Annotated in this window: 17 protein-coding genes and 1 tRNA gene; 2 read left to right on the forward strand and 16 right to left on the reverse strand. The window is 66.3% G+C overall.

Features of this window, described 5'->3' with window-relative positions:
* Nucleotides 1-77 (forward strand) — tRNA-Asp (locus AC2D9V_RS13430).
* 6 nt (nucleotides 78-83) lie between these two features.
* On the opposite strand, the gene AC2D9V_RS13435 is transcribed toward AC2D9V_RS13430, so the two are convergent.
* From AC2D9V_RS13435 to alr, 9 genes are all read right to left on the reverse strand, one after another.
* Nucleotides 84-740, reverse strand: a complete 657-nt coding sequence (locus AC2D9V_RS13435; protein WP_484714598.1) for an SDR family NAD(P)-dependent oxidoreductase — start codon at nucleotides 738-740, stop codon at nucleotides 84-86.
* 69 nt (nucleotides 741-809) lie between these two features.
* On the reverse strand, nucleotides 810-1,187 hold the full coding sequence (locus tag AC2D9V_RS13440; protein ID WP_484714599.1) for an iron chaperone: 378 nt from the start codon (nucleotides 1,185-1,187) through the stop codon (nucleotides 810-812).
* Complete coding sequence (gene purF, locus AC2D9V_RS13445; RefSeq protein WP_484714600.1) at nucleotides 1,184-2,647, reverse strand: amidophosphoribosyltransferase; 1,464 nt, start codon at nucleotides 2,645-2,647, stop codon at nucleotides 1,184-1,186. Before purF ends, AC2D9V_RS13440 begins: the two co-directional genes overlap by 4 nt.
* A 114-nt stretch (nucleotides 2,648-2,761) precedes the next feature.
* Nucleotides 2,762-3,391 carry a CvpA family protein gene (locus tag AC2D9V_RS13450; protein WP_484714601.1) on the reverse strand — a complete coding sequence of 210 codons (630 nt, stop codon included), beginning with the start codon at nucleotides 3,389-3,391 and terminating at the stop codon, nucleotides 2,762-2,764.
* Between the two features lie 3 nt (nucleotides 3,392-3,394).
* The gene (gene radA, locus AC2D9V_RS13455) at nucleotides 3,395-4,780 is read right to left on the reverse strand and encodes a DNA repair protein RadA (protein WP_484714602.1); all 1,386 of its coding nucleotides are present in this window, start codon (nucleotides 4,778-4,780) and stop codon (nucleotides 3,395-3,397) included.
* 47 nt (nucleotides 4,781-4,827) lie between these two features.
* On the reverse strand, nucleotides 4,828-5,256 hold the full coding sequence (locus tag AC2D9V_RS13460) for a paraquat-inducible protein A (protein ID WP_484714603.1): 429 nt from the start codon (nucleotides 5,254-5,256) through the stop codon (nucleotides 4,828-4,830).
* Nucleotides 5,253-5,999: an ABC transporter ATP-binding protein gene (locus AC2D9V_RS13465; RefSeq protein WP_484714604.1), complete on the reverse strand. Its 747-nt coding sequence runs from the start codon at nucleotides 5,997-5,999 to the stop codon at nucleotides 5,253-5,255. The genes AC2D9V_RS13460 and AC2D9V_RS13465 overlap by 4 nt, the downstream gene beginning before the upstream one ends.
* The gene (locus tag AC2D9V_RS13470) at nucleotides 5,996-6,772 is read right to left on the reverse strand and encodes an MlaE family ABC transporter permease (RefSeq protein ID WP_484714605.1); all 777 of its coding nucleotides are present in this window, start codon (nucleotides 6,770-6,772) and stop codon (nucleotides 5,996-5,998) included. The genes AC2D9V_RS13465 and AC2D9V_RS13470 overlap by 4 nt, the downstream gene beginning before the upstream one ends.
* The gene (gene alr, locus AC2D9V_RS13475; protein ID WP_484714606.1) at nucleotides 6,769-7,818 is read right to left on the reverse strand and encodes an alanine racemase; all 1,050 of its coding nucleotides are present in this window, start codon (nucleotides 7,816-7,818) and stop codon (nucleotides 6,769-6,771) included. Before alr ends, AC2D9V_RS13470 begins: the two co-directional genes overlap by 4 nt.
* Before the next feature lie 113 nt (nucleotides 7,819-7,931).
* Between alr and AC2D9V_RS13480 the strand changes: the two genes are divergently transcribed.
* The gene (locus tag AC2D9V_RS13480; protein WP_484714607.1) at nucleotides 7,932-9,824 is read left to right on the forward strand and encodes a heavy metal translocating P-type ATPase; all 1,893 of its coding nucleotides are present in this window, start codon (nucleotides 7,932-7,934) and stop codon (nucleotides 9,822-9,824) included.
* Nucleotides 9,825-9,975: 151 nt separating this feature from the next.
* Here AC2D9V_RS13480 and AC2D9V_RS13485 read toward each other — a convergent pair whose 3' ends face one another.
* The 7 genes from AC2D9V_RS13485 to AC2D9V_RS13515 form a co-directional block, all read right to left on the reverse strand.
* Nucleotides 9,976-10,755, reverse strand: a complete 780-nt coding sequence (locus tag AC2D9V_RS13485; RefSeq protein WP_484714608.1) for an L-fucose dehydrogenase — start codon at nucleotides 10,753-10,755, stop codon at nucleotides 9,976-9,978.
* Nucleotides 10,755-12,263 (reverse strand): replicative DNA helicase, encoded by a 1,509-nt coding sequence (locus tag AC2D9V_RS13490; RefSeq protein WP_484714609.1) that lies wholly within the window; start codon nucleotides 12,261-12,263, stop codon nucleotides 10,755-10,757. Before AC2D9V_RS13490 ends, AC2D9V_RS13485 begins: the two co-directional genes overlap by 1 nt.
* 208 nt (nucleotides 12,264-12,471) lie before the next feature.
* Nucleotides 12,472-13,149, reverse strand: a complete 678-nt coding sequence (locus AC2D9V_RS13495; protein ID WP_484714610.1) for an orotate phosphoribosyltransferase — start codon at nucleotides 13,147-13,149, stop codon at nucleotides 12,472-12,474.
* A 7-nt stretch (nucleotides 13,150-13,156) separates the two neighbouring features.
* Entirely contained in the window at nucleotides 13,157-13,615 is a 459-nt protein-coding gene (locus tag AC2D9V_RS13500) for a hypothetical protein (RefSeq protein WP_484714611.1), read from the reverse strand.
* Nucleotides 13,616-13,626: 11 nt separating this feature from the next.
* The gene (gene pyrC / locus AC2D9V_RS13505) at nucleotides 13,627-14,661 is read right to left on the reverse strand and encodes a dihydroorotase (RefSeq protein WP_484714612.1); all 1,035 of its coding nucleotides are present in this window, start codon (nucleotides 14,659-14,661) and stop codon (nucleotides 13,627-13,629) included.
* A 71-nt stretch (nucleotides 14,662-14,732) separates the two neighbouring features.
* On the reverse strand, nucleotides 14,733-15,626 hold the full coding sequence (locus tag AC2D9V_RS13510) for a phosphoadenosine phosphosulfate reductase (protein WP_484714613.1): 894 nt from the start codon (nucleotides 15,624-15,626) through the stop codon (nucleotides 14,733-14,735).
* A gap of 357 nt (nucleotides 15,627-15,983) precedes the next feature.
* Nucleotides 15,984-17,222, reverse strand: a complete 1,239-nt coding sequence (locus tag AC2D9V_RS13515; protein ID WP_484714614.1) for an acyl-CoA dehydrogenase — start codon at nucleotides 17,220-17,222, stop codon at nucleotides 15,984-15,986.
* Nucleotides 17,223-17,266: the final 44 nt, after the last annotated feature.

Below are 17,266 nucleotides of genomic sequence, written 5' to 3' on the forward strand. Positions count from 1 at the left end.
GCGGTGGTAGCTCAGTCGGTTAGAGTACCGGCCTGTCACGCCGGGGGTCGCGGGTTCGAGCCCCGTCCACCGCGCCAGTTTCCTCAGATCAGGTCCAGGATGCGCGCGGCTTCCGCCTGCACATCGGCCAGTTTCGTCCGGTCTTCGCCGGGGAAGAAGCGGCCCCGGGTCGCGGTCGGCATCGGGGCAGGGGTCGCGATGAGCACGCGGGGGCCGTGCCTTGCGGTCTCGGCCTGCCAGCTGCCGACCAGCGCCATCTGCGCGGCTTTCGTGGCCCCATAAGCCCCAAAGAAGGCCTGCCCGGCGCGCGGATCTTCAAGGAAGAGCGCCGTCCCCTGATGCGCCCGCAGAAGCGGCTCCACCATCGGTATCAGCATCCCCGTCGCACGGGTGTTGGTGGCGATCGACTTCTCCCAGTCCTTCTGGTCCAGACTGCCCATCGGCGACAGAGGGGCCGCATGCACCGCCGCATGGACCCAGAGGCCAAGGCCCCCCCAGCGGTCATGGACCGACCGGCAGAGGTGGCGCATCGCGTCGTCGTTCGTCACATCCATCGGTGCCAGCGTCAGTGCGCCCGCACCGGGAAGCCCCGCGCGTTTCACCCGGTCGTCCAAGTCTTCCAGCCCGCCCACGGTGCGGGCGACGGCCACCACATGCCAGCCGCGCAGGGCAAGCTGTTCGGCGATGGCAGATCCCAGCCCGCGCGAAGCGCCGGTGACGAGAGCGATCTTTTCGGTCATGGATGCGTCCTTTGGGGGCCGTCGAAGCCTCCGGCGGGGATATTTAAGCAGAAAGGAAAGGGCAAGGGGTCAGCGGGAGCCATAGCCCGCGGCAAGCTCTGCCTGCCGGGCCGTGATGATCTGGCGCAGAAGCGCATCGGGCAAGGGCTGGTCGGGGGTATAGAGGACCCCGGATTTCGAGGTCTTGAAGGGCGCGCAGTCGATCAGCGGGATCACCGTGCCGGAATGGGGATAAAGGCCGAGGTGGCGCGCAAAGGCCGCGTAGCCCACCACCATCTTCCCTTTCGGTCCTGGCTGGCGAAACCCGGGCATCGCGTAGGACATGACCTCAAGGTGGCCGGGAAGGAGGGCCTTCAGCCGGGCGCGGAGACCCGTCAGCGCGGCGCGCTGGTCCGGGGGCAGGGCGGCGATGTAGGCGTCGACGGAAGCGGTGCCGGGGCCACTCACTCCGCCGCCTTCATCTGGAAGCCTTCCTCGATTTTGTCCGAAGGCGCCACCGGGTAATCGCCCGAGAAGCAGGCATCGCAGAACCGGGGGGAGGCCGGGTCACGCCCCGCAACCTCGCCTGCCGCACGGTAAAGGCCGTCGAGGCTGACGAACTTCAGGCTATCCACCCCGATCCAGTCGCGCATCTCGTCTTCCGACATCGTCGCGGCCAGAAGCTTCGACCGTTCCGGCGTGTCGACCCCGTAGAAACAGGGCCAGGCGGTCGGGGGCGAGGCGATGCGGAAATGCACCTCTGCCGCCCCGGCCTCCAGGATCATGTCCTTGATCTTGCGGCTCGTGGTCCCGCGCACGACCGAGTCGTCCACCAGGATCACCCGCTTGCCCTTGATCAGCGCGCGGTTGACGTTCAGCTTCAGCCGCACGCCCATGTTGCGGATGTGGTCGGTCGGCTCGATGAAGGTCCGGCCCATGTACTGGTTGCGGATGATCCCCATGCCGAAGGGGATGCCGCTCTCATGGGCAAAGCCGATCGCGGCCGGGGTGCCAGAGTCGGGCACCGGGCAGACGAGATCCGCCTCGACCGGCGCTTCACGCGCGAGTTCCACGCCGATCTGCCGCCGCGTCTCATAGACCGAGCGGCCGGCGATGATGCTGTCGGGGCGGCTGAAATAGACGTTCTCGAAGATGCAGAACCGGGCCTTGGCCGGGGCGAAGGGGCGGGTCGAATCCACCTTGTCGCCCTCGATCACCACCATCTCGCCCGGCTCGATCTCGCGCACGAACTCGGCCCCGATGATGTCGAGCGCACAGGTCTCGGAACTCAGCGCCCAGCCGTGATCACCCACCCGGCCCAGGACCAGCGGCCGCACGCCCAGGGGGTCGCGCACGCCGATCAGCTTCGTCCGGGTCATCGCTACGATACTGAACGCCCCCTCGACCCGCCGCAGCGCATCCTTGATCCGCTCGCTCAGGTTCTTCTGAATCGACCGCGCCATCAGGTGGATGATGCATTCGGTGTCCGAAGAAGACTGGAAGATCGACCCGCGCTCGATCAGCTCGCGCCGCAGCGCCGCCGCGTTCGTGAGGTTCCCGTTGTGGGCAATGGCGCAGCCGCCCATCGAGAACTCGCCGAAGAAGGGCTGCACGTCGCGGATCGCGGTCGCGCCCTTCGATCCGGCGGTGGAATAGCGCACATGCCCGATGGCAAGCTGCCCGGGCAGGGTGTCCATCACGTCGGACTTGGTGAAATTGTCGCGCACATAGCCGAAGCGCCGGGCCGAGTTGAACCCGTGTTCGGGGTGATAGCTGACGATCCCGCCCGCTTCCTGGCCCCGGTGCTGCAGGGCATGCAGCCCCAGCGCCACGAAGGTCGAGGCATCCGCGACCCCGACCACGCCGAAGATGCCGCATTCTTCCTTCAGCTTGTCGTCATCGAAGGGGTGCGAGAGGAAAGGGGCCATGCCTGTCCGAATCCTGCTGATGCGCATCGCGCGGGATGCCGGTGGTTTACGGCAGGCAGGCGGGGCTGTCACGTCCTGAAACGCGACCGTTACATCAGGCTCGCGCGAACGGGATCAGCCGTTGGTCGCGGGGGCTGCGGGCGCGGTCTCAGGGGCAGCTTCGGGCGTCGTCGGGACCACGGGTGCACCGCCCGGCGCGCAGACATTGGTCAGCTCGTTGTAGCGGTCGACGATCCAGCCAGGCGCATCCGACGGGATGTTCTGGTCGATCTCGGCCTGGAAGTTGGCGAAGACCAGTGCAGTCCGGCTTTCGTCGATCATCGGGATCGCCTGGTCGCTGAGAACACGGTCGTAGACGATGAAGCCGACCGCGATCAGCAGGATGCCGCGCGCCGCGCCGAAAAGGAACCCGAGCGCCTGGTCGATCCCGCCCAGGGCCGACCGCTGCACCGCGCCCGAGAAAAGCGGCGTGAACAGGGCAGCGACAATCAGGCCGATCACGAAGACGCCCGCGAAGGCCGCCACGACCGACAACTCGCAGCTGTCGGCAAGAAAGTCACCGATGACCGGCAGCTCCTTCACCAGCGGCTGGACGCCGGGGGCGAAGTAATAGGCCGCGATCGCCGCGCCGATCCAGCCAAGGATCGCCATCAGCTCCCGTACCAGCCCGCGCGAAAAAGCCAGGATGGATGAGACAAGGATGATCAGTGCCGCACCACCGTCGACCGCGGTCAGGTTTTCCATCTGTCAGTCCCTCGTCCCTTTTCGTCCTGCCGTGTCCCCGGCACCGAACATCGCACCCACAAAGGCCCCGAGGTCCGGCTGCTGCCGCACCATAAGGCCCGCCGCCCCCTCGATCTTTGACTGGGACGGCACGGTCGCCAGTGAAAAACCAAGTTTCGAGGCCTCTTTCAACCGATTTTCCGATTGTCCCACAGGGCGAAGCGCTCCGGAAAGGCTGATTTCGCCGAAAAGCACCATGTCTGGCGGAATTGCCACATCTTCCCGCGCCGACAGAAGCGCCCCCGCCACGGCCAGGTCCGACGCCGGTTCGCTGACCCGCAACCCCCCGGCAACATTCAGGAAAACGTCAAGCCCGGCAAAGGGGATGCCACAGCGCGCCTCCAGCACCGCAAGGATCGTGGACACCCGGCCGCTGTCCAGACCCACCACCGTGCGCCGCGGGCTTGCCAGGGTTGACGGGGCAACCAGCGCCTGGATTTCGGTCAGGACCGGCCGCGTCCCCTCGATCCCCGCAAAGACCGCAGACCCCGGCGCGGGCTGGTCGCGGTTCGCGAGGAACAGGGCCGAGGGGTTCGGCACCTCGGCCAGACCCCCGCCCGTCATCTCGAAGACCCCGATCTCGTCAGCCGGGCCGAAGCGGTTTTTCACCGCGCGCAGGATGCGGAATTGATGGCCACGCTCGCCCTCGAAGTAGAGCACCGTATCGACCATATGCTCGACCACGCGCGGTCCGGCGATCTGGCCGTCCTTCGTCACATGCCCGACCAGCACCACCGCCACGCCGCGCCGCTTGGCGAAGGTCACCAACTCATGCGCCGCCGCCCGCACCTGGGAGACGCTGCCCGGCGCCGCCTCGACCTGGTCCAGCCACATCGTCTGGATCGAATCGATGATCGCCAGCGCCGGCCGTTCGGCATCGAGCGTCGTCAGGATGTCGCGCAGGTTGGTCTCGGCCCCCAGCCGGACCGAAGCATCCGTCAGGCCCAGCCGCTGCGCCCGCATCCGAACCTGCGCCGCGGCCTCCTCGCCCGAGATGTAAAGGCATTTCAGCCCCTTGCGCGTAAAACTTGCAGCGGCCTGCAACAGCAGCGTCGACTTCCCGATCCCCGGATCGCCCCCGACCAGGATCGCCGAGGACGGCACGAGCCCACCCCCCAGCACCCGGTCCAGCTCGGCGATCCCTGACGAGGCGCGGGGTGGTGCCGCCTCTTCCGTCGAAAGGTCGGAAAGCGGGATGGTCCGGCCCTTGGCCCCCAGGGCTTTCGGTCCTGCCGAAAGCGGAGTCTCTTCGACAATGGTGTTCCACCCGCCGCAGGCGTCGCATTTGCCGGCCCATTTGCGGTAACTTGCGCCGCATTGGGTGCAGGTGAAGGAGGTGCTCTGTTTCATCGGGCGCGACCATGCCGGGAATGTTGGGCAGCATCAAGGCACGGCGCTCAGGCCAAGGGTTTCGACCGCCACGAGATCAGGATCGAGGCCAGGATGCAGCCGGTGAAAAGGTAAAGTCCCCAGGCGGTCTCGATCGTGACATAGCCCGCGCCCTTCACGATCACGATGTAAAGCGCGATCAGGAAGACATCGGCCATCGCCAGCTTTCCCAGTACCTCCAGCGCCGGCAGCAGCTTCGGGCTCAGAAGATTCCAGTGCAGCAGCGCCAGCCCGATGGTCTTGGCATAGGGCGCGAAGATCGCAAGGAAGGTGACGACCAGCGCCAGCGCGGCATCGCTCTCCCACAAGGACTGCAACCCGGTGATGACGCTGATCTCATCCATCCCGAAGATCGGCAGGATCGCCGCGCGCATCAGGGGCGCAAACCAGGCGACGGGGAAAAGGACCAGCAGCGCCAGATTCAGCCATCGGATCATCGCACGCTCTCGATCGGCCCTTCGGCCCGCCCGTGGATGAACTGCTGGACGTAAGGGTCCGCCGTCGCATCCATTTCCGAAACCGGGCCGGTCCAGCGGATCACCCCGCCATGCAGCATCGCCACATGGTCCGCAATCGCCCGGACCGAGGACATGTCGTGGGTGATCGTCATCGCCGTCGCCCCCATCTCGGTCACGATCTCGCGGATCAGCTCGTTGATGACGCCCGCCATGATCGGGTCAAGGCCGGTGGTTGGTTCGTCGAAGAAGATGATCTCCGGCTCCGCTGCGATGGCCCGCGCAAGGCCCACGCGCTTCTGCATCCCGCCCGAGAGTTCCGCGGGGAAAAGATCGGCTGTCTCGGGCTTCAGCCCCACCCGGCGCAGCTTCTCGACGGCGATCTCGCGCGCCTGCGGTTTCGGCAGCGCATTCGCCCCCCGCATCAGCCGGAAGGCCACATTCTCCCAGACCTTCAGGCTGTCGAAAAGCGCACCCCCCTGGAACAGCATCCCGAACCGCGCAAGGAAGGCGTCGCGGTCGCCCGCCGTCACGTCCCGCCCGTCCAGCGTGATCGTCCCCTCGTCCGGGTGAACGAGGCCGAGGATGCATTTCAGAAGCACCGACTTCCCCGTCCCTGACCCGCCGATGATCACCATCGACGTGCCCGAGGCGACGGTCAGGTTCACCCCCTGCAAGACCCGGTTCGCCCCGAACCGCTTATGGACATCGCGAAGCTCGATCATGACGTGAAGAAGATCTCGGTCAGCACGTAGTTCGCCGCCAGGATCAGCACGGATGCCGACACCACCGCCGCCTTCGTCGCCCGGCCCACGCCCTGCGCGCCGCGGGCGCTGTTCATCCCGTGATAGCAGCCCATCAGCGCCACGATGAAGCCGAAGACCGCGCCCTTCACCAGGCCCGAGCCCACATCCCAGGCCTCCAGGAAATCGACCGTGGTCTTGAGGTAAGTGGCCGAGTTGAAATCCAGCCGCGTGATCCCGACCAGCCAGCCGCCCATGATCCCGATGGCATCGCCCACCGCCACCAGCACCGGCATCGCCAGCGTGGCCGCGACCACGCGCGGGACGGCCAGGTATTTCAGTGGGTTGGTCGACAGGGTCACCAGCGCGTCGATCTGCTCGGTCACCTTCATCGTGCCGATCTCGGCGGCGATGGAGCTTGCCACCCGTGCCGCGACCATCAGCCCGCCCAGGACCGGTCCCAGCTCGCGCGTGATGCCGATGGCCACGATCTGCGGCACCACCGCCTCGGCGTTGAAGCGCGAGCCGCCGGCATAGATCTGCAACGCCAGCGCCCCCCCGGTGAAGATCGCGGTCAGGCCCACCACCGGCAGCGAATACCAGCCGATCTGCAGGACCGCATGGCCGAACTCGCGCAGGTAGAACGGCGGGCGGATGACATGGCCCAGGATTGCCACGGCAAAGATCGCAACCCGCCCGACTGCGGCAAGGGCGGCAAGGACCGGACGACCGATGGCGGCAAGGATGGCCTTCACGCCCGGCTTTCCTGGTAGCGGCGCTGATAGCGCGGCCCAAGCGCGGTCAGAAGCTCATAGCCGATGGTGCCGCCCATCCCGGCCAGCTCGTCAACGCCCTGGTGCGGCCCGATGATGTCGAGGCTCCGCGGCACCTCGGCCAGATCGGTGACATCGGCGGTGATCAGGTCCATCGACACCCGGCCAACCAGCGGGCAGGGCGTCTCTCCGTCCCAGAGAAGCGCCCGGTTCGACAGCGTCCGCGGCAACCCGTCCGAATAGCCCGCGGCCAGCGTCGCGATCACCGAAGGCCGCGTCGCGGTCCAGCTGTTGCCATAGCCCACCGTCTCGCCTTCCGCGACCTCGCGCGTCTGGATCACGGGCAGGGATAGGGTGACGACCGGCTGCGCCGCGGCAAAGGGCAGCCCGCCATAAAGGCCGACCCCGGGGCGCGTCAGGTCGAAATGCCAGCGCGCGCCCAGCAGGATGCCGCCCGTGGCCGCAAGGCTGCGCGGCAGGCCAAGACCGTCGGTCATCCGGTGAAACTCGGCCAGTTGCGCCTCGTTCATCGGGTTCTCAGGTTCGTCGGCGCAGGCAAGGTGGCTCATCAGCAGCTCGGGCCCGGCCTCCAGAAGGATCGGCGCCACAGCTTCCCATTCCAGCGCCTCGACACCCAGACGGTTCATGCCAGTGTCCAGCTGCACGCCGAAGGCATGGCCGGGCAGCGCCTCGAGATGCCGGGTGATCTGGTCCAGGCTGTTCAGCATCGGCGTCAGGTCGAGATCATGGATCATCTCGGTATCGCCCGGCATGTGGCCGGAGAGGATCGCAATCTGCGGCCCCGGTCCCAGGGCCTGCCGGACCGCAGCACCTTCCTCGGCGCAGGCGACGAAGAACCGCCGCGCCCCGGCCTGCGCCAGCGCACGGGCAACGCGTTTCACGCCCAGCCCATAGGCATCCGACTTGACGACCGCAGCCGTCTGCACCTCGGACCCGGAAAGCCGGTCAAGCGCACGCCAGTTCGCCGCGATGGCATCAAGATCGATGGTCAGGGTTGCAGTCGCCATGCGGCTGTTTTGACCGGGGGGGCGGCGGGGTCAAGGAAAAACCTCCGCTTGCGCGGTGCTTGCCCTTTTGCATCCCGCGGGTGAGGGTTGGCGGCAGAGAGAATGGGCAGGCGATGACCAGCGATACCGAGACATCCGGGGACGACCAGGCCAAGCTTGCCCTGACCATCCTCTGCTGGATCGGCCTTGTCGTCGCTGCAGTTGACGCGTTCCTCCAGCCTTTGCCGCAAGGCCTCACCTGGGCCGCACTCGCCCTTGCCTTCCTTGCCGGTGGCGTCACCGCCGCCCGCTCCGCCCTGTCCGAGCTTTGGCATGAGCGGCGGCTCGACATCGACCTGCTGATGGTCGTCGCAGCCCTTGCCGCCGCGGCGGTCGGTGCGGCGCTGGAAGGGGCGGTGCTCCTGGCGCTCTTCTCCCTCTCCGAAACGCTTGAGCATCGCGCCATGGGCAAGGCCCGCCGCGCGGTCGAGGCCCTGATGCAGCTTCGCCCCGAAACCGCGCTCCGCGAAGGCCCGGACGGGGTGACCGAGGTGCCCGTGGAAACCCTTCGCCCCGGCGACCACGTCATCCTGCGCCCCGGCGCCCGGGTGCCGGTCGATGGGCGGGTGACCCTCGGCAGCGGCCACATGGACGAAAGCAGCGTCACCGGCGAAAGCCAGCCCGTCCGCAAGGACCCCGGCAGCCCGGTGCACGAGGCCTGCGTCAACCTTGACGGCATCCTGACGGTCGAGGTCCTCCGCACACTCTCGGAAAGCACCGTCGCGCAGATGATCCGCATGGTGACCGAGGCGCAGGCGATGAAATCACCGTCCGAACGGTTCTCGGACTGGTTCGGCCAGCGCTACACCATCGCCGTGCTGGCCGGGTCGGTCCTTGCCTTCTTCGGCTTCCGCCTCTGGGGCCTTGACGCCGGAGACGCGCTTTACCGGGCCGCCACCGTCCTTGTCGCCGCCAGCCCCTGCGCCGTCGTGATCTCGGTCCCCGCCGCGATCCTTTCCGCCCTGTCCGCCGCCGCGCGGGGCGGGGTCCTGTTCAAGGGCGGTGCTGCGCTGGAAGGGCTGGCCGAGGTCAGAACCTTCGCCTTCGACAAGACCGGAACCCTGACCACCGGCCGCGCCGGCGTGACGGCAGTGGCAGCCCTTCAGGGCACGGAAGACGACTTCCTCGCCCTCGCCGCCGGGCTCGAGGCGCAGTCCGAACACCCCATCGCCGCCGCGATCCGCGCCCACGCCGCCGAACGCGGGCTTTCTCCCGCCCCGGTCCATGACATGCGCTCGCACCCCAGCGAAGGCATCACCGGAACGGACGGGCAGGGCCCCCTCTGGGCCGGCAACTCCCGGATGCTTGCCGCCATGGGCGCGACCATGCCGCCGACCCTTGCGCATCTCGCCGACGGGGCCGAAACGCTGGTCCTAGTCGGTCGTGGCGCCCAACTCCTCGGCGCGCTGACCGTCGCCGACGAACCCCGCGACAGCGCGGCCACGGCCTTGGCCAACCTCCGCGCGCAAGGGGCCGCGATCCTGATGATGACCGGCGACCGCGCCGCCGTCGCCACGCGCATCGGCACGCGCCTTGGTCTACACCCCGCCGAGATTCACGCGGGCCTTCTCCCTGGTGACAAGGTCCGCCTCGTCGATCAGGCCGCAGCGCGCGGCAAGGTCGCCTTCATCGGCGACGGGGTGAACGACGCTGCCGCTCTCGCCCGGGCCGACGTCGGCATCGCCATGGGGGTCGCGGGCAGCGAGGTGGCATTGCAGGCCGCCGACGTCGCCCTGATGGCCGAGGACCTGACCAAGCTTGCCGCCGCCCACGCCCTCTCGCGCCGCACGGCCCGGGTGGTCCGCCAGAACCTGACGCTCGCCCTTGGCGCCATGGTGGTGCTCGTGACGGGCAGCCTGTTCTTTTCCCTGCCCTTGCCGCTCGCCGTGATCGGGCATGAAGGCGGCACGCTGCTCGTCGTCCTGAACGGCCTCCGCCTCCTCGCCGACCCGATCCGAGCGCGCTGACCGGAAGCGATTCGCGCCGATTGGTTAACGCCACCTGATGGCGACGCGCGTAGAGACGAAAGGAAGACAAAAGGAAGACGCGGGCAAGACAGGCCAAACCGCCGAAGCAAAGCCCATTAACCCAGCGTTCTCAAGATCTTGCTGTCCAGCCCTAGCGCCCCAGCGCCCGGTCGAGATGGACATAGCCACCATCGACGAAAAGCCACTGCCCGGTGGTATGGCCCGCCTTGTCCGAGAGCAGGAACACAACCGTCGCCGCGATCTCTTCGGCTGTGGTCATCCGCTGGCCCAGGGGAATGCGCGAAGTGATCAACGCCTCCTGCGCAGCCGGATTCTCGAACGTATCCAGCCAGTTGCGGTACATCGGTGTCATCACTTCCGCCGGGATCACCGCGTTCACCCGCACCCCATGCGGGGCCAGCGCTGCCGCCCATTCCCGCGTCAGCCCCAACTGCGCGGCCTTGGCCGCGACATAGGCCGAGGTCGACCCCTGTCCGGTCAGCGCCGTCTTCGAAGAGATGTTGACGATCGCGCCCTTTGCGGTCTTGAGGTCATCGAGGCATAGATGCGCAAGTGTATAATAATGCAGAAGATTCTGGTCGAGTGAGGCCCGGAACGCCTCCGGCCCCGCTTCCAGCCCGACCCCGTCATTCGTACCCGCGTTGTTCACCAGCGCATGGATCGCCCCGAACCTCTCCCGCACCTCGGCGACCGCCCGATAGCAGTCCTCATCCTTCGCAAGGTTCGCCAGCACGACATCAGCCTTCGGCTGCAATGCCTTGAGATCGCGCAGGAAATCGTCAGGCGGCATGCGCCGCGCAACGACCACCGGGACCGCCCCCTCGGCGGCAAGCGCCATCGAGATCGCCCCACCGATCCCCGCGCCCCCGCCGGTGACGATGACGACCTTTCCTGCCAGCCCGAGGTCCATCAGAAGCCCACATCCGGCCCGCCGGACCCCTGCCAGGGCCGCGCGAGGTTGCCGAACCGGGTGAACCGCCCCTCGAAGGACAGTTCCACCGTCCCGATCGGGCCGTGGCGTTGCTTGCCGATGATGACCTCGGCCTTGCCATGCACGCTTTCCATAAGTGCCTGCCACTGCGCCATTTTTTCCAGCTCGTGGTCGCCCGGCTTTTCCCGCTCGCGGTAGTATTCCTCGCGGAAGACGAACATCACCACGTCCGCGTCCTGCTCGATCGACCCCGATTCCCGCAGGTCGGAAAGCTGCGGCCGCTTGTCCTCGCGGCTTTCGACCTGGCGGCTCAGCTGCGAAAGGGCGATAACCGGGATGTTCAGCTCTTTCGCGATCGCCTTCAATCCTTGCGTGATTTCAGACACTTCCTGTACCCGGTTGTCCTTCGACGTGCCTTTCAAGAGCTGCAGGTAGTCGATGATCAGCACATCCAGACCATGCGTCCGCTTCAGGCGCCGCGCCCGGGCGGCGACTTGAGAAATCGGTAACGCCGGCGTGTCATCGATGTAGAGCGGACAGGCCTCCAGCGCCTTCGCTGCCTCGACGAAACGGCGGAACTCGGCCTCGGTCATGTCGCCCCGCCGGATCTGTTCGGACGGCACCTCCGACGCTTCGGACAGGATCCGCGCGGCCAGCTGTTCCGCGCTCATTTCAAGCGAGAAGAACCCGACGACACCGCCTTCGACCGCGCCTTCCGTCCCATCCGGCAACCGCCCGCGCTTGTGCGCCTTGGCGATGTTGAAGGCTATGTTCGTGGCCAGCGAGGTCTTCCCCATAGACGGCCGCCCGGCAAGGATCAGAAGGTCAGACGGATGCAGACCCCCCAGTTTCTTGTCCATGTCGATCAGGCCGGTGGAGATGCCCGCCAGCCCGCCATCCCGCTGATAGGCGGCGTTGGCAACGTTAACAGCATCCGTTACCGCCTTGAGAAAGCTTTGGAAACCGCGTTCCGCGACACCCTGTTCTCCCAGCTTGTAAAGCCGCTGTTCGGCCTCGATGATCTGGTCCTTCGGCTCCGAGGCCACCTCGACCTTCGCCGCCTGCGCCGCGATGTCCCGGCCCAGCTGGATCAGCTCGCGCCGGACGGCCAGGTCATAGACCATCTGCGCATAGTCGCGCGCCGCATAGGCCGAGATCGCTGCCCCCGCCAGCCGCACGAGGTAGGCGGGGCCGCCCAGCTCCTTCAGGCCCTGGTCCTCGTCAAAGAACGCCTTCAGCGTGACCGGCGAGGCGAGCGCGTTCTTCTGGATCCGCGCCGCCGCGACCTCATAGATGCGCTGGTGGACGGGATCGAAGAAATGCTCGGCTTTCACCAGGCTCGACACACGGTCATAGATGTCGTTGTTCGTCAGGATTGCGCCAAGCAGCTGCTGCTCAGCCTCGATGTTGTGCGGCAGGACCTCGGCATCGCCCGCAGGCGCGGGCACCGCCGGAACAATCGGCCTCAGCGTGGTGATCTCGGTCATCTCTGCCCCCTTGTCCTCGGGTCTGCTTTTTCTTGGTTGCACCGCCTAGCACGCCCGGCGGTGGATTGGGTTGAGGGTAAGCTGTGCATAACCCGCTTATCCACAAAATTGATGATGCCACATGTTGTGGCCCCGAAGAAGCTGCAAGCTAGGCATTGCGCCAAAGCCAGCGGTTAGTGGCTCCGACCCTCGGGCCAGCGACAGGGAATCAGGTCGCCCGCGCCTCCTGCCAGGCGCGCGGTGCGTTCAGGAAGGATTCAACCTCCCGAAGGGTCCCCTCATCGAACGCCCCCTGCGCCCGCGCTTCGGCCAGCACGTCCCACCAGGTGCAGAGGTGCAGAAGTTTCACCCCATGCGCCCCAAGCTTCGCTTCGGTATCCGGGAAGATGCCGTAGTAGAAGATCACCGCCGTATGGCCGCAGGTCGCACCCGTCTCGCGGATCGCATCGACGAAGGAAAGCTTCGAGCCGCCATCGGTCGTCAGATCCTCGACCAGAAGCACCCGCTGCCCTTCGGTCATCGCGCCTTCGATCCGGGCGTTCCGGCCATAGCCCTTTGGTTTCTTCCTGACATAAGTCATTGGCAGGGAAAGACGTTCCGCCACCAGCGCAGCAAACGGAATGCCCGCCGTCTCACCGCCGGCGATGTTGTCAAACGCCTCGAACCCTGCCTCGCGCAGGATGGTGACGGCCAGAAAGTCCATCAGCACCGACCGGATTCGCGGGTAGCTGATCAGCTTCCGGCAATCGATATAGGTGGGCGAGGGCAAACCGCTCGCCAGCGTGAAGGGCGTCGTCGCGTTGAAATGCACCGCCTTGATTTCCAGAAGCGCGCGGGCGGTCAAACGGGCGATTTCCTCTTTCGGCGGAAAGGCGGCGGGGATCATGAGAACCTCAGGTTGGCGACGGTTGGGCAGGGCCAAGCCGCGCGGCAAGCCCTTGCAGGATCTGGTGAAGGACCGCGCTTACGGCACCAGCGGGTTCATTGCGCAAGGCGACGAAGGCTCCGGCCAGCCTTTCCACGGCAGCGGTCAGGGCCTGGACATCCGCGCGCAATGATCGAAGTTCCGCGACTGCCGGACCTTCTGCGGTGCCGGCCCGGACGACGGCCGCGTCGAGCCTGTCTTCCAGCACCGCAAGCTTCGACATGGCCGCTTGCAGCCCGGAAACCTTGTCGGCCAGCCCCTCCCGAAGCTCGCCCGCCGCAGCCCGCGCGGTGTCGACCGCAAAGTCCTGCGCACGTCCGATCAGAAGCCAGAGCCCGAAGACCAACAGCACCGCCAGCATCAGCGTGGCGTTGACCAGCGCAAGCGCAAGCTGGCCAAGCTGCGAACCCAAGGTGCGGTCGGGCATCGGGTGCCTCCTCAGGCGGTGACGGACCAATGCAGCGGAAACCCGGGGTCGAAGACGGTGACCGGGCCGGATGCAACCTCGATCTTCGCCGGATACGTGACAGGCGCGCCCTTGGTCAGTGTGATCCTGGTTTCGTTTGCGGGCAGGCGGTAGAAGGCCGGGCCGTTCAGCGAGGTGAAGGCCTCCAGCCGGTCAAGCGCTTGTTCCTGCTCGAAAACTTCGGCCAGCATCGACATCGCGTTCGTCGCCGTAAAGCAGCCGGCGCAGCCGCAGGCATGTTCCTTGAGGTGGTCGGGATGGGGCGCGGAATCGGTGCCCAGAAAGAACGGCCCCGCGCCTGCGGTGGCAGCCTTCCGCAGGGCCAACCGGTGCTTCTCGCGCTTGGCCACCGGCAGACAGTAGTAATGCGGCCGGATGCCGCCAGCGAGGATGGCATTGCGGTTGATGATCAGGTGGTGAACCGTGATCGTCCCCCCGAGGTCCGGCCCGCCGGCGCTGACATAGGCGACACCTTCCTCGGTCGTCACATGTTCCATTACCACCCGCAGGCCGGGCGTGCGGCGGCGCAGAGGGTCGAGGACCGTCTCGATGAAGACGGCCTCGCGGTCGAAGATGTCAACATGCGCATCCGTCACTTCGCCATGCACGCAGAGCGGAAGGCCGATCTTCGCCATCCTGTCGAGCACCGGCTGCACCTTCAGAACGTCGCGCACCCCGGACTGGGAATTCGTGGTCGCCCCGGCAGGGTAAAGCTTGACCGCCTTGACCAGACCCGAGGCATGGGCCCGTTCCACATCGTCAGGGTCGGTGCCTTCGGTCAGGTAAAGCGTCATCAGGGGCTGGAATTCCATCCCCTCCGGCAAGGCCGCAAGGATCCGGTCACGGTAGCGTTCCGCGTCCGACAGGGTCACCACGGGCGGGACGAGGTTGGGCATGATGATCGCCCGGGCAAAGTGCCGTGAGGTCTCAGGCAGCACGGCCGCCAGCATCGCGCCGTCGCGCAAGTGAAGGTGCCAGTCGTCGGGGCGTCGAAGCGTGATCTGCATGGGTTCCGGGTAAAGCAAACCGGACCGTGTTTCCAGTGGCAACCGCGACCGGATTGCCGGGGCACGCTGGGTTAGAGAATCTCGCCCGTCAGTTCAGCCAGCCTGCGGGCAAAGCGCGGCGCGTTCAGCCGGGCGGTGACCGACCGGCAGATCTTGATCTCGCGCTGACGGTGGCCTGAAAGCCGCGCGGCAGACAGGATCGCGCGCAGGTAGCTGCCGTTCGACCGCCGCCCGCGCCACAACCAGGTGAAAAAGGCTGGCGAGAACTTTTCCTCCATGACCGCTTCCAGGATACGGTCGAGGACCCGCATCTCGCGCAGTGTGTCCTCGGTACCTTCGCCGGTGAAGGGGGCGCGCAGGGGTACGACCCAAGGTCGCCGGAAGAGGGCCGCATGCATCGCATCGGGGCGATGCAGGGGGTCATGAATCAGCCAGACCTTGGAGGCACTCTCGGTCATATCCGGGGCATAGCCGTAGCGGTTGCGGAAATTGATGCGCCTCGCGATGCGATGGCGTTCCTCCCAGCCGGCGATGGCCGGGTCGAGCGTTGCGCGGGGCGAGATCAGAACCAGTTCGGCCCCCGGAGCGGCGATCGAGAAGGCTGCCGCCGCGTAGCCGGCCGGACCGGCCCCGTAGAAGACCACTCGGTCGAAATCCTCGAGAAACCCGTCATCGGCCAGCCGGTCGAAATAGGCGAATACCGCCGGGTCGCGCCACCACGTCTCACCCTCGGCAAGGATTGTCAGCAGTGACCAGCCCCGCGACTTGGCCAGGGCGAAGTGTTCCGGCAGGTTGTCCGCCCGTTCCCGCAAGGCGGCGGCGTCCTCGAAGGTGACAAGAAGAACGGGCTGCTCTTCGGCGAAGAAGGCATAATGGCGATCGCCGAGCGGCAGGAAATCGCCATCGCCCTCAGCGATCGCCAGCATGGCGCGCTGCCAGTCCGGAGGCGCTTCGCGATTGTCCATTGCCACCTTTACCACCATGCGCCAGCAGGTGCTGATGCCCCGCAACTGTGTTAGGAAATCTTAAGTTCCACAAGGCGTTGCATGCCTTCGGGCAGGGATTCACCGGGAACAACGAAGGCGGATTGTTTCGATTTGCTGGGGCTGCACAACTTGGACGAATGGGTTAACGTGGTCGCTCAACCATTAACGGTTTTGCAGTCCACGCTCTGGCTGAAGGGATGCAGCACCTCGTAACCCGAGGACGGCAGCAAGCCTGGCATCCCTTCTCGGCCCCAGGGAAGGGACAAGGCAGGCGACCGCGCCCGTGCACGGGATACCCGGCATCGGCCGGTTGATGCCGGGCGGGGCCGCTTCCCTTCAGAAGAAGGCCTGAACACCCGTGATCGCCCGGCCAAGGATCAGTGCATGAACGTCATGAGTGCCCTCGTAGGTGTTCACCGTCTCAAGGTTCACCATGTGGCGCATGATCTGGAAATCTTCCTGGATGCCGTTCCCGCCGTGCATGTCCCGCGCCCAGCGGGCAGCCTCCAGCGCCTTGCCGCAGTTGTTGCGCTTGACGATCGAGATCATCTCCGGTGCCGCGTTGGCCTCGTCCATCAGCCGCCCGACGCGCAACGACGCCTGTAGGCCAAGGCTGATCTCGGTCATCATGTTCGCAAGCTTCAGCTGGAAGAGCTGCGTCCCCGCGATCGGCTTGCCGAACTGCTTGCGGTCCAGCCCATACTGCCGCGCCGCGTGCATGCAGAACTCGGCCGCCCCCATCACGCCCCAGCTGATGCCATAGCGTGCCCGGTTCAGGCAGCCGAAGGGGCCCTTCAGCCCCTCGACAAATGGCAGAAGCGCGTCCTCCCCAACCTCGACATCCTTCATCACGATCTCGCCGGTGATCGAGGCGCGCAGGGAAAGCTTGCCCCCGACCTTCGGGGCCGAAAGCCCCTTCATGCCCTTGTCCAGCACGAAGCCACGGATCTTGCCGCCATGCGCTTCGGACTTCGCCCAGACCACGAAGACATCCGCGATCGGCGCGTTGGAAATCCACATCTTCGCGCCGTTCAGAACGTAACCGTTCGCGGTCTTCTTTGCCGTCGTCTTCATCCCCGCCGGGTCCGATCCCGCATCGGGCTCGGTCAGGCCGAAGCAGCCGATCCATTCGCCGCTGGCAAGCTTCGGCAGGTACTTCTGCCGCTGCGCCTCGGTCCCATAGGCATAGATCGGATACATCACCAGGGACGACTGCACGGACATCATGGAACGGTAACCGCTGTCCACCCGCTCGACCTCACGCGCGACAAGGCCGTAGGCGACGTAGGAAGCACCAAGGCCGCCATATTCCTCGGGGATCGTGACGCCCAGAAGCCCCATCTCGCCCATCTCGCGGAAGATTGACGGATCGGTCGTCTCTTCCCGGTAGGCCGCAACCACACGCGGTTGCAGCTTTTCCTGCGCATACGCCCGTGCCGCATCCCGCAGCATCCGCTCTTCCTCGGTCAGCTGATCGTTCAGCCGGAACGGGTCCTCCCAGTCAAAGCGCCCGAGGTCCGGGGCATCCTTGGCCTTCAGTTTGGGTTGGGCAGCGGCGTGCAGCGTATCGGGCATCGGAACCTCCATTCGTTGCCCTCAGTATTGCACGAAAGGGCAGG

The organism is Tabrizicola sp. T46 (assembly GCF_057219895.1).

Excerpts from the sequence above, each read along its gene's own strand:
- AC2D9V_RS13450 (WP_484714601.1), bottom strand. The coding sequence starts at position 3,391 with ATGGAAAACCTGACCGCGGTCGACGGTGGTGCGGCACTGATCATCCTT.
- AC2D9V_RS13500 (WP_484714611.1), bottom strand. The coding sequence starts at position 13,615 with ATGCCCGACCGCACCTTGGGTTCGCAGCTTGGCCAGCTTGCGCTTGCG.
- AC2D9V_RS13435 (WP_484714598.1), bottom strand. The coding sequence starts at position 740 with ATGACCGAAAAGATCGCTCTCGTCACCGGCGCTTCGCGCGGGCTGGGA.
- AC2D9V_RS13515 (WP_484714614.1), bottom strand. The coding sequence starts at position 17,222 with ATGCCCGATACGCTGCACGCCGCTGCCCAACCCAAACTGAAGGCCAAG.
- radA (WP_484714602.1), bottom strand. The coding sequence starts at position 4,780 with ATGAAACAGAGCACCTCCTTCACCTGCACCCAATGCGGCGCAAGTTAC.
- purF (WP_484714600.1), bottom strand. The coding sequence starts at position 2,647 with ATGGCCCCTTTCCTCTCGCACCCCTTCGATGACGACAAGCTGAAGGAA.
- alr (WP_484714606.1), bottom strand. The coding sequence starts at position 7,818 with ATGGCGACTGCAACCCTGACCATCGATCTTGATGCCATCGCGGCGAAC.
- AC2D9V_RS13460 (WP_484714603.1), bottom strand. The coding sequence starts at position 5,256 with ATGATCCGATGGCTGAATCTGGCGCTGCTGGTCCTTTTCCCCGTCGCC.
- AC2D9V_RS13495 (WP_484714610.1), bottom strand. The coding sequence starts at position 13,149 with ATGATCCCCGCCGCCTTTCCGCCGAAAGAGGAAATCGCCCGTTTGACC.
- AC2D9V_RS13485 (WP_484714608.1), bottom strand. The coding sequence starts at position 10,755 with ATGGACCTCGGGCTGGCAGGAAAGGTCGTCATCGTCACCGGCGGGGGC.
- pyrC (WP_484714612.1), bottom strand. The coding sequence starts at position 14,661 with ATGCAGATCACGCTTCGACGCCCCGACGACTGGCACCTTCACTTGCGC.
- AC2D9V_RS13510 (WP_484714613.1), bottom strand. The coding sequence starts at position 15,626 with ATGGACAATCGCGAAGCGCCTCCGGACTGGCAGCGCGCCATGCTGGCG.
- AC2D9V_RS13465 (WP_484714604.1), bottom strand. The coding sequence starts at position 5,999 with ATGATCGAGCTTCGCGATGTCCATAAGCGGTTCGGGGCGAACCGGGTC.
- AC2D9V_RS13480 (WP_484714607.1), top strand. The coding sequence starts at position 7,932 with ATGACCAGCGATACCGAGACATCCGGGGACGACCAGGCCAAGCTTGCC.
- AC2D9V_RS13490 (WP_484714609.1), bottom strand. The coding sequence starts at position 12,263 with ATGACCGAGATCACCACGCTGAGGCCGATTGTTCCGGCGGTGCCCGCG.